The sequence below is a fragment of the Pseudomonas sp. genome (genome assembly GCF_050739935.1).
Lineage (GTDB): Bacteria > Pseudomonadota > Gammaproteobacteria > Pseudomonadales > Pseudomonadaceae > Aquipseudomonas.
Window position 1 is genome coordinate 167943 of record NZ_JBOICF010000084.1, and the last position, 11466, is coordinate 179408.

Consider the following 11466-nt stretch of genomic DNA (forward strand, 5'->3'; position numbering starts at 1 on the left):
GCGTGGCGATGAATCAGCCCCTGACAGTCAAACCGGCAAACGCGGGGCTGCAATTGCGTTTCGCCGAGTTCAGCGCCAGCGGGCCCCGGACCGAAAATCAGGACGCCACGCGCCTGGTCACTCCCGCTCCGCCACTGGCGGCGAGCAAAGGCTATTTGTTCGCCCTGGCCGACGGCGTCAGTCAATGCGTCGATGGCGGTCTGGCCTCCCGTTCGACGCTTCAGGCCCTGGCGCTGGATTACTATTCAACGCCCGAGACCTGGGGCGTGGCGCAAGCGCTTGATCGCCTGCTGGTGGCACATAATCGCTGGCTGCAAGCCAATGGACTGCTGACCACCCTCAGTGCCATCGTCCTGCGTGGGCGTCGTTTCACCCTCGCCCATGTCGGCGACTGTCGGGCCTATCGGTGGCTAGACGGAACGCTGCAACGCGTCAGTGACGACCACGTCTGGGAGCAGCCGGACATGCAACATGTGCTCAAGCGCGCGCTGGGTCTGGATCAGTACCTGGTCATGGACTATCTCGACGGCGAGCTGCGTCAAGGTGAGCGCCTGTTGCTGGTCAGCGACGGGGTATGGGCGACGCTCGGTGATAGCCGTATTCGTTCGATTCTGGATGAGCAAGAAGACCTCGACGACGCAGTGCGTACACTGGTGAATGCCGCGCATCTGGCAGGCAGTCAGGACAACGCCACCGCCCTGCTGATCCAGGTGGACCAGCTGGGCGCCGACACGTTGGGCGACACGCTCTTTCAACTGCAGCAGTGGCCCTTGCCTCCTATGCTTAAGGCTGGGCAGTGGTTTGAGGGCTGGCATATCGAAGACCTTCAGAGCGACTCCCGGCAGTCAACGCTGTACCGCGTACAAGACTCGCAGCAACGCCGCTGGCTGCTGAAAACCTTACCCCACGCACGACAGGAAGAAACCGGTGCCGGGCAGGCGCTGTTGCTGGAAGAGTGGTTTCTGCGCCGCGTGGCCGGGCGTTTCTTTCCCGAGATTCACCCGCTGCCGGATCGTCAGCACCTGTATTACGTCATGCGTGAATATCCGGGACAGACCCTTGCGCAGATTTTTGCGCAGCAAGGGCCGATGGAGTTGTCGCGCTGGTTCGACCTGGCGCGTGACTTACTGGCAGCCATCGGTTTGCTGCACCGCCGCAATATCGTGCATCGAGACATCAAGCCGGAAAACCTGCTCATTGATGACAAGGGCGATTTGCATGTGCTGGATTTCGGCCTGGCATTCTGCCCAGGACTGTCAGCCGACGCACCAGGCGAGGTGCCGGGGACACCGAGTTTCATCGCGCCGGAAGCCTTCGCAGGCGCGGAGCCAGCCCCGGCGCTGGATTTGTACGCTGCCAGCGTTACCCTGTACTTCCTGCTAACGGGGCATTACCCCTACGGCGAGATAGAAGCCTTTCAACACCGCCGTTTCGCTAATCCCGTCCCCGCCAGTCGCTATCGCCCTGATACGCCCGAGTGGCTTGATCGGCATTTGGAAAAGGCCCTGCAGGCCGATCCTGCCAGACGCTTCGAAACTGCCGAGCAGTGGCTGCTGCAACTGCGACAGGGCGAACTGGGCACCGCAAACGCCCGACCCAGACCGTTGCTGGAGCGTGAGCCCATGAAGGTATGGCGAGCAATCGCGCTCATGTCGTTGCTGCTGAACCTACTGCTGTGGATCTGGCTGCTCAGGCACTGATATCCCTCAGCCAGCGCTGACATGCCGTTCAATAGCACTCAACGGACAGCGTTAGCCTGCCAGATTCGAATCTGTCGATTGCGGCGTCGATGAAGGGCGGTGGGGCATCGCTGGACGACGAATAGTTCGTCAACTTGCAGAATGATCGGATGCGTGGGGGGTGTGGTATTGCAGTTGGTCCTATCGCTTCGGATAAAGACCTATAAAAGTGTGCGAATAATTTAAGATATTAAATTGCCAGTTCCAACCCAATTACTCGGTATCAGAACGGATACACGATCGCTACCTTACGCAAGATTTATCAAAAGGCAGAAAAAGAAAAACCCGGCCGAGGCCGGGTTTTTCTGCAAAGCGCGGGCTAATTACTTAGCTTGAGCTTCGACTTGTGCTTCTACGCGACGGTTTACAGCGCGGCCAGCGTCAGTTGCGTTGTCAGCAACTGGACGAGTTTCGCCGTAGCCAACCGAGTTCACGCGGTCAGCACCAACACCGTACTGGTTAACCAGAACTTGTTTAACGGCGTTTGCACGACGCTCGGACAGTTTCTGGTTGTAAGCGTCAGGACCGACGGAGTCAGTGTGACCTTCAACAGTGGTGGTGGTTTGTGGGTATTGCTTCATGAAGTCAGCCAGGTTTTTGATGTCACCGTAGCTGTTTGGCTTGACGACCGACTTGTCGAAGTCGAATTTCACGTCCAGCTCAACACGTACGACTTCAGCAACAGCCGGGCAACCGTTGGCATCAACGGTAACGTTGGCCGGGGTATCTGGGCACTTGTCGACGTTGTCGCAAACGCCGTCGTTGTCGCTGTCGGAGCACACTTCAGCTACTGGAGCTGGTGCTGCTTCAACTTTCTTCGAACCGCCACCGAAGTTTACGCCGATACCGACGCTAGGAGCCCACTCGGTGTCGCCTTGGTCGATGTTGTACTGAGCTTCAACGCCGGCACGGGCGTAGAAGTTATCGGTGAAGTACAGCTTGGCACCACCGCCGATGTTGGCGAAGGTGGAACGGTTACGACCGCCGCTGCCATTCTGACCGATGCTCTGATCGGAGAAACCAGCCGAGACGTACGGACGCAGCATGTCGCCCGGGTTGTTGAAGTGGTACAGAGCGTCCAGAGCGGTGTTAGCGCCCTTGATGTTCTTGCCGTCGTCGCTGCGAACGTTGTGCACTTCGTCGTAGCCCAGACGCAATTCAACGTCGTCGGTCAGGAAGTAGCCAACAGAACCGCCGAACAGGTTGCCGTCATTTTTGAAATTACGAGCGCTGTCGAACTGTTCTTTCTTGGCGAAGCCTTCGATTTCGACTGCGCCTTGGCCTTGTGCCAGAGCGCCGAACGAAGTTGCGGCAACAATAGTACCAATGGCCAAGCCCAAGGTGTTTTTCAGTTTCATCCGTTAAATCCCCATCTGGTGATTGTAAAGCAGTCCCCTTATCGAGGGACAACTCATCGGCAAGTCTATCAGAACTTGCCTGCCCGTTAGAGATATTTGCTCCGAGTTAAGTTTCGGTGATGCCTGCAAATTTCTCACGTAATTTATCAAGTGCCCGCTTGTACCGCATTTTCGTCGCACTCAGGCCCATATGCATTATGTCTGCGATCTCCTGAAATTCCAGCTCTGCGACAAATCGAAGCACCAGAATTTCCCTGTCGATCGGGTTCACATGCACCAGCCAACGATCGAGTCCGCCCTTTTCTTCTGGTTTTGGCGTCTTGTCTTCAGACGCTTCCTCGAGTGGGTCGAGACTCAAAGCATCCATCAACCGACGCTTGCGACGCTCCTTTCTGTACTGCGTAATACATTCGTTATAGGTGATGCTGTAGAGCCAGGTTTTGAATTTCGATTTTCCCTCGAAATTTTTCAATCCATACAACACCTTAAGCATCACCTCCTGACAGACATCGTCAGCATCGCGATCGTTCCCTAAATAGCGTGCGCAGACATTAAAAAGTGTCCGCTGGTAGCGACGCATCAGCTCTTCGTAGGCACGAGTCACATGAAACAACTCGGCATGCGAGCGCGCAACCAACTCCTCATCGGAGAGCTCGCGGGGGTCGTAACGCAGTGAGAACGGTTGGGGTTTATTCAAAACAGGTCGTGCCGACAGTCAGGTAAATGTCCGCCACAGCCCAGATATCCGGGATTTTGCGGCGGCATACATTAGCAGATTTGCCGGTTCAGCGGCTGCTCACTCGCTGCTCGAGAAGGATCCGGTTCGACAACGACACCAAGTCACCTTCATCGGTCAGCAGGGTGGTTTTCACCGTGCCAATCTCTTCGATCTGCCCTTCGACCTCTCCAACACGCACTTGTTGCCCTACCTGGTACAACTCCCGAACATAAATTCCTGCCAGGATCTGGCTCGCGATTTCGCGACTTCCCAGTCCCATGGCCAGCGCAACGGCCAGACCAACGGTAATCAATCCGATCACAATGACATGGTTCAGCAGGTCAGTTTTCACCTCCAACTGGCTGATGGCCACCGAAATACTGATGATAATGACCAGCCACTGAGCGATGCGCCCAAGCCCTGCCGAGTAATCCAGGCCAACGCCTTCAGCCGCGCCACGGACGATGCCGTTGACCAGTTGCGCCAGCAAGACACCCACCAGCAGCACCAGCGCCGCGCCGAACACCTTCGGCAAATACAGCGCCAACATGTCCAGTGTCGCCGAGACCCGCTCCAGGCCGAGGGATTCTGCGGCCGACACCAGGAAAATCAAAAGTACAAACCAATACACGATCTTTCCGATCAGGGTCGAAATCGGCACCTGAACGCCGGCGCGACTGATCAGTTTGGTCAGGCCGGTGCCACCCATGAGGCGATCCAGACCCAGTTTTGCCAGCAGCTTGGACAACAAGGTATCGAGCAGTTTGGCAACCACGAAACCCAGAAGAACAACCACCAGAGCGCCGAACAGATTCGGGATGAAGTTCGCGACTTTGGTCCACAACGCAGTCATTGCGGTGACCAGGCTCTGTGTCCAGAGATCCAATTCCATATTCAGTCAGCCTTGTCTTGAGCACCGGAAAAAGTGGTACCGGCATTCGTCGCCTTGCGACGGGAAACAGGTGAAACGTGAGCCGAGCCGTTGTTCACGGCGATCATCAATGCCTGGGTGCAGCGGCCGAGAAGACCGAACAAGTCGCCCGCACCGACCTGGCGGTTCGCGGTCTTCAAGACGCGGCCCAGAACTGCGTCGTCGTCCCGGCTGGAGGACGAAGAATTGAGCATATCTCGCAGTGATTCTTCAAACGGGTCGTGCATGGGCACCTCACGTAATGTCACTGGAAGACGCAGGCAATTTTGCATGAGTCACAAACCGAACGCTGATCGAGGCGTTTTTTTACCTTGTCAGACCCATCGCAGACGCTTGAACAACCACATCTGCCCCAACGCAACGACGACCATCAAACCGCACGCCAGCAAAAAACCGTGCGGATTGTCGGCCCCCGGTATGCCCCCGACATTGATGCCAAGTAGGCCGGTCAGAAAGCTCATTGGCAGGAAGATACCGGTGACGATGCCGAAGCGGTACATGGTCCGGTTCATCCTTTCGCTGAGGCGTCTATCTTCGGCCTCCAGCACCAGCCCCACGCGCTCGCGGGTCAATTCCAGTTCCTCTAGATAACGCGTCAGACTGTTGTTCAACTCGTTCCAGTAGTCAGCATCGTCCTCGACGAACCAGGGCATCTTGCTGCGGGTCAACTGCCCGTAGATTTCTCGTTGCGGCGCGAGGAACCGACGCATGCCTGCCGCCCTTCTGCGGATATGCACCATGTTGCCGTGTTCGGGCATATACCGCTCGTCGGCATCTATTCGTTCTTCCATGTCATCGACCAGTTCGGTCAACTCGCTGACCACCGCCTGTACCTTGTCGGTCAGCAACTGCGCCAGATAAACCAGTAGTTCGGATGCGGTCTTCGGCCCCTTGTTCGCCTTGAACAGATCGATCAGTTCTTCGGTGGCGCGCAGGGAGCGCAGGCGCAGGGAAATTACTCGCTGGGCCGCAGCGAAGATTCGCACCGAGACCATGTCTTCCGGCTCGGCGCCCGGATTCAGGTTCACGCCGCGCAAAAACAGCAGCAGTTGGTGATCCGGCAGCGGCAACAGCCGTGGCCGGGTATTTTCTTCAAGCATCAAGTCGCAGACGAACTCATTGAGGCCGCTGGAGTGGCGCAACCACATCTGAGTCTGTGGATGACTGCGATCCCAGTGAAGCCACACGCTTTCGTGCGACTCCAACTGCAGGCTATCCAGGTCGGTTCGAGCTATTGAACGCGCCCCACCTTTACCGTCCAACACCAGGGCGTGTACCAGCCCGGACTGCGCGTTTTTTTCGTCGAACATTCGAGTCCTTGATGTCCTTGCTGTCTTGACAAGACTAAGGGAGCAGCCGATCAGTCAGGCATTTTCAAAGGGCTTGGCGAGACAATGATGCCGTTGTTGTCGGCATACACGTATTCATCGGGGCGGAATGTCACGCCGCCGAAACTCACCACCACGTTGAGATCGCCCAGACCGCGTTTGTCGGTTTTGAGCGGGTGGCTGGCCAATGCTTGCACACCGAGATCGGTCTGCGCCAGGACATCGACATCACGCACGCATCCGTAGATGACCATGCCTTCCCAGCCATTCTTCGCGGCCTTCCCGGCCAGCAAATCCCCCAACAGCGCGCGGCGCAGCGAGCCACCACCGTCGACAACCAGAACTTTACCCTTACCATTCTGTTCAACTTGTTCCCGCACCAGCGAATTGTCTTCGAAGCACTTGAGGGTGACGATCTGCCCCCCGAAGGAATCGCGGCCACCAAAATTGCTGAACATGGGCTCGACCACCTGAATCAGCTCAGGGTAGGCATCGCACAAATCCGGAGTGATGTAGTGCATGGGGGTGCTCCTGTCTGTGAAGGCATCTGTCGGTGAAAGCAACGTTTAAAGGAATGAATCGGCTTGCTGCTGATCCCGATGGCACGCATTTCTGACCGCGCCGAGCAGCACAATGCTTCCTTTATATAGAACAAAAACCTGACCGACGAGTGCTGTACCCCTAACAGCTCCGTACCGGACCGCCAACCGTTCTCACAGTCGGATGTAGCTTAGCGCCCGATGGCGGACATAGGAATGCTTGCCGGGTTTAGGGATCAGGAAGTTGCCAACATGTTCAGCGTTGATTCAGGCGGTACAGCAGCAATTCGGCGATTCAGCCAATCTGCCACGCGAGGCCAGACCTGCGTCTGGGCTGCCTTGCTGACCAGCATCTGCACATGGCCGAAGTCTTCGCTGAAATCATGCTCGCGGCCCAGACTGAGAAACTCCTTGTCCCGAGAGCCGAACTGCTCGAACAACTCACGGCATGCCCACTCGGGATCCTGATGGTCGCCAACCGCTGCCACGCAGAGGGTCGGCACATCCACGGTTCTCAGCCCCGACCACCAGTCCTCCTTGTCGTCACCGAAGCGGCCGAACAGCCCGTGCCAGCGCATGCTTTCCAGAATGATGCCCATCGGCTCATCTTCAGGACCGCGCTTGAAGCGGGGGCCGGACAGATGCTCGAAACGCTTGAGGAGCAGACGTATGCTCCACGTCAATGGCGGGACCTTGAGCGGCCAATGGCTGCGGGTGACCTGACTGCCGAACAGCGCCACCGAAGCGGCCCGAGTGGCGTCGAGGTGATGCCCACCCAAAGCTGCAGCCAAGGTCGTGCCGCCCAGGGAATGGCCGATCCAGTGCGGCGTCTGCCCACTCTGCTCGGCAACGAAAGCGGCAATGGCCGGCAAATCGTAACGTGCGTAATCGGCCACGCGGTTGTGCCGATAGCTTTCGTTGCGTGCCGAAAGACCATGCCCACGCATTTCCGCAATCCATACGTCGAACCCGGCGCGCGCCAGATAAGCGCCCAGACCGATGCCTTTCGGGGAATACCAGAAACGCCGATTGGAAAAGCTGCCGTGCAGCAGGATCACCGGGACGCCGCGCGCATCGGGAGTTGCCACCAGACCCAGTCGGGTCACGGCCAGCTCGACGGTGAAGTCCAGGCTGTTGCCCGGTTTGAGACGGTACACATCCTCGATCAGATCGCCACGCCGCTCGGCGCTGATCAGGGCCACGGGAAATAGATGACTGCTGCTTTGCATATTGCTCTTGCTTGACTCGAAAAATGGCGCATTGCCAGAGATAGCACGGCGTGGCTGTCACGGCGCTGAATCTTGCAGACGAAAAAGTCGCAAAAAAAGGGCGGAATCTAAAAGACCGCCCTTTTCAGGAGACCGACCCGCCGAAACGGGTCCGCATCTTACATCATTTTGGAGCGTCTTCTTCAGACAGGAAGAACCAGGTCTCCAGTACCGAATCAGGGTTCAGCGAAACACTTTCAATGCCCTGCTCCATCAGCCAGCGCGCCAGATCCGGGTGATCGGAAGGGCCCTGACCGCAGATGCCGATGTACTTGCCAGCCTTGTTACAGGCTTGAATGGCATTGGACAGCAGCTTCTTGACCGCAGGGTTACGCTCGTCGAACAGATGCGCAATGATTCCGGAGTCGCGATCCAGACCCAGTGTCAGCTGAGTCAGGTCGTTGGAGCCGATGGAGAAGCCGTCGAAGAACTCGAGGAATTCATCGGCCAGCAAGGCGTTGGACGGCAGCTCGCACATCATGATCACGCGCAAGCCGTTTTCGCCGCGAGCCAGACCGTTTTCAGCCAGCAGTTCGACCACCTGACTGGCTTCGCCCAGCGTGCGTACGAACGGCACCATGATCTCGACATTGGTCAGACCCATCTCGTTGCGCACACGTTTGAGCGCACGGCATTCGAGCTCGAAGCAGTCGCGGAAGTTTTCGCTGATGTAACGCGAAGCGCCGCGGAAGCCCAGCATCGGGTTTTCTTCTTCCGGTTCGTACAGCTTGCCGCCGATCAGGTTGGCGTACTCGTTCGACTTGAAGTCCGACAACCGCACGATGACCTTCTTCGGCGAGAACGCCGCGGCCAGCGTACTGATGCCTTCCACCAGCTTCTCGACATAGAAACCGACCGGATCGTCGTAACCGGCGATGCGCTTGTCGACGCTTTCCTTGATGTCCAGCGGCAGATTCGGGTAGTTCAGCAGTGCCTTGGGGTGCACGCCGATCATACGGTTGATGATGAATTCCAGGCGCGCCAGGCCGATACCAGCGTTGGGCAGCTGGGCGAAATCGAATGCGCGATCAGGGTTGCCGACGTTCATCATGATCTTGAACGGCAGTTCCGGCATGGCATCGACGGAGTTTTGCTTGATGTCGAAGCCCAGCTCGCCTTCGAAGATGTAGCCGGTGTCGCCCTCGGCACAGGAAACGGTAACGCCTTGGCCGTCCTTGAGCAGCTCGGTGGCGTTGCCGCAACCGACAACAGCAGGAATACCCAGCTCACGGGCGATGATCGCCGCATGGCAGGTACGGCCGCCGCGATTGGTGACGATGGCACTGGCGCGCTTCATGACCGGTTCCCAATCCGGATCGGTCATGTCAGAGACCAGCACGTCACCGGCCTGGACCTTGTCCATCTCGGACACATCCTTGATGATCCGCACCTTGCCAGCACCGATGCGCTGACCGATGGCGCGACCTTCGGCCAGTACGGTGCCTTTCTCTTTGAGCAGGTAGCGTTCCATGACATTGGCCGAAGTACGGCTCTTCACGGTTTCAGGACGAGCCTGAACAATGTAGAGCTGGCCGTCGTCACCGTCCTTGGCCCATTCGATGTCCATCGGGCACTGGTAGTGCTTTTCGATGATCATCGCCTGGCGTGCCAGGTTGCTGACTTCTTCGTCGCTCAGGCAGAAACGCGCGCGATCGGCGGCGTCGACGTCTATGACCTTGACCGATTTACCAGCCTTGGCCTCCTCGCCGTAGATCATCTTGATTGCCTTGCTGCCCAGGTTGCGGCGCAGGATCGCCGGGCGACCAGCTTCATGGGTGTTCTTGTGAACGTAGAACTCGTCCGGGTTGACCGCGCCTTGTACGACGGTTTCACCCAGGCCGTAAGCGCCGGTGATGAACACCACGTCACGGAAACCGGATTCGGTGTCCAGGGTGAACATCACCCCCGCCGTGCCGGTTTCGGAACGCACCATGCGCTGCACGCCAGCGGACAATGCCACCAGCTTGTGATCGAAGCCCTGGTGCACGCGGTAGGAAATGGCGCGGTCGTTGAACAGCGAGGCGAACACTTCCTTCGCCGCGCGGATCACGTTGTCGACGCCGCGAATATTGAGGAAGGTTTCCTGCTGACCGGCAAAGGATGCGTCAGGCAGGTCTTCGGCGGTGGCCGAAGAACGCACGGCAACGGCGATGTCCGGATTGCCCGCCGAGAGTTCGGCGAAGGCAGTGCGGATTTCGGCGTTGAGCTTCTCGGGGAATTCGGCCTCCATGATCCACTGACGAATCTGCGCACCGGTTTTCGCCAGCGCGCTGACGTCGTCGACGTCCAGAGCATCGAGAGCCTGGTGAATCTGATCGTTCAGACCACTCTGCTCAAGAAAATCACGATAGGCCTGAGCTGTAGTGGCGAAGCCGCCTGGGACGGAAACGCCTGCGCCCGCCAGGTTGCTGATCATCTCGCCGAGGGATGCGTTCTTGCCCCCCACGTGCTCAACATCATGTTTGCCGAGCTTATCGAGGGAAACTACGTACTCTACCAAGGTGATCTCTCCACTAACCGGTTTATTGTTGGGAAAAACATTGGCGCTGGAACCACAGGAAAAAACGGATCCTGCGCGCTTGTGGTCTGGATCTTGAAGTCTGACTCGTAAAACTCGTTAGAATGCGGCCAGTCCAGGCCCGCATGCGAGCCTATGATATCCAAGAATCGTCACCAGCTTAAGGCCCAAGGCGCAAATGAAACGATCCGCTTTCTTTATCTCCGACGGCACCGGCATCACTGCCGAAACCCTTGGCCAGAGCCTGTTAGCGCAGTTTGAAAACATAACATTCAACAAGTTCACGAGGCCCTACATCGACAGTGTCGAGAAAGCACGGGCCATGGTTCAGCAAATCAACAAGGCTGCCGAGAAAGACGAGGTACGCCCGATCATCTTCGACACCATCGTCAATCAGGACATCCGCGAGATTCTGGCGACGTCCGACGGGTTCATGATCGACATCTTTTCGACCTTCCTGGCCCCGCTTGAGCAGGAGCTTAGTTCACACTCGTCCTACTCGGTAGGCAAATCACATTCCATCGGCCACAACTCCAATTACATGGAGCGGATCGAGGCAGTGAACTTCGCGCTGGACAACGACGACGGCGCCCGGACCCACTATTACGACAAAGCCGACATCATTCTGGTAGGCGTTTCCCGCTGTGGGAAGACGCCTACCTGTCTATACATGGCCATGCAATTCGGCATTCGCGCCGCCAACTATCCGCTGACCGAAGACGACATGGAGCGCCTGCAACTGCCAGCCGCGCTCAAGCAGCACCGCAACAAGCTGTTCGGCCTGACGATCGACCCGGATCGCCTGACCGCGATTCGCCACGAGCGTAAGCCCAACAGCCGCTATTCGAGCTTCGCCCAGTGCGAATTCGAAGTGCGCGAAGTGGAAAGCCTGTTCCGCCGCGAGAACATTCCCAACATCAACTCCACGCATTTCTCGGTCGAGGAAATCTCGGCGAAGGTGCTGGTGGAAAAAGGCGTTGAGCGACGCTTCAAATAGCGCCGCACCGCTGTAGGAGCCGGCTTGCTGGCGAACGCGTCAGATCAGGCACTTCAGAGGCACCTGACAC

10 protein-coding genes are annotated in these 11466 nt (G+C 57.7%); 2 read left to right on the plus strand and 8 right to left on the minus strand.

The genetic code is table 11. From position 1 onward, the window contains the following. The first annotated feature begins 8 nt into the window (after positions 1 to 8). The gene (locus tag ACRER8_RS17325) at positions 9 to 1700 is read left to right on the plus strand and encodes a protein kinase domain-containing protein (RefSeq protein WP_431747443.1); all 1692 of its coding nucleotides are present in this window, start codon (positions 9 to 11) and stop codon (positions 1698 to 1700) included. A gap of 362 nt (positions 1701 to 2062) precedes the next feature. Here ACRER8_RS17325 and ACRER8_RS17330 read toward each other — a convergent pair whose 3' ends face one another. The 8 genes from ACRER8_RS17330 to ppsA form a co-directional block, all read right to left on the minus strand. Next, positions 2063 to 3097: an OmpA family protein gene (locus ACRER8_RS17330; protein WP_431747444.1), complete on the minus strand. Its 1035-nt coding sequence runs from the start codon at positions 3095 to 3097 to the stop codon at positions 2063 to 2065. Between the two features lie 106 nt (positions 3098 to 3203). Continuing rightward, the gene (sigX, locus tag ACRER8_RS17335) at positions 3204 to 3794 is read right to left on the minus strand and encodes an RNA polymerase sigma factor SigX (protein WP_431747445.1); all 591 of its coding nucleotides are present in this window, start codon (positions 3792 to 3794) and stop codon (positions 3204 to 3206) included. 88 nt (positions 3795 to 3882) lie between these two features. Beyond that, positions 3883 to 4707 carry a mechanosensitive ion channel family protein gene (locus ACRER8_RS17340; RefSeq protein WP_431747446.1) on the minus strand — a complete coding sequence of 275 codons (825 nt, stop codon included), beginning with the start codon at positions 4705 to 4707 and terminating at the stop codon, positions 3883 to 3885. A gap of 2 nt (positions 4708 to 4709) precedes the next feature. Continuing rightward, entirely contained in the window at positions 4710 to 4973 is a 264-nt protein-coding gene (locus ACRER8_RS17345) for a CrfX protein (RefSeq protein ID WP_431747447.1), read from the minus strand. Between the two features lie 87 nt (positions 4974 to 5060). Beyond that, the gene (locus ACRER8_RS17350) at positions 5061 to 6056 is read right to left on the minus strand and encodes a zinc transporter ZntB (protein WP_431747448.1); all 996 of its coding nucleotides are present in this window, start codon (positions 6054 to 6056) and stop codon (positions 5061 to 5063) included. 50 nt (positions 6057 to 6106) lie between these two features. Next, entirely contained in the window at positions 6107 to 6595 is a 489-nt protein-coding gene (gene rraA / locus ACRER8_RS17355) for a ribonuclease E activity regulator RraA (RefSeq protein WP_431747449.1), read from the minus strand. Between the two features lie 254 nt (positions 6596 to 6849). After that, positions 6850 to 7842, minus strand: coding sequence for an alpha/beta fold hydrolase (locus ACRER8_RS17360; RefSeq protein ID WP_431747450.1), 993 nt, complete (start codon positions 7840 to 7842; stop codon positions 6850 to 6852). 163 nt (positions 7843 to 8005) lie between these two features. Beyond that, positions 8006 to 10381, minus strand: a complete 2376-nt coding sequence (gene ppsA, locus ACRER8_RS17365; RefSeq protein WP_431747451.1) for a phosphoenolpyruvate synthase — start codon at positions 10379 to 10381, stop codon at positions 8006 to 8008. A 196-nt stretch (positions 10382 to 10577) separates the two neighbouring features. On the opposite strand from ppsA, the gene ppsR reads away from it, so the two are divergent. Further along, entirely contained in the window at positions 10578 to 11396 is an 819-nt protein-coding gene (gene ppsR / locus ACRER8_RS17370) for a posphoenolpyruvate synthetase regulatory kinase/phosphorylase PpsR (RefSeq protein WP_404620951.1), read from the plus strand. Positions 11397 to 11466: the final 70 nt, after the last annotated feature.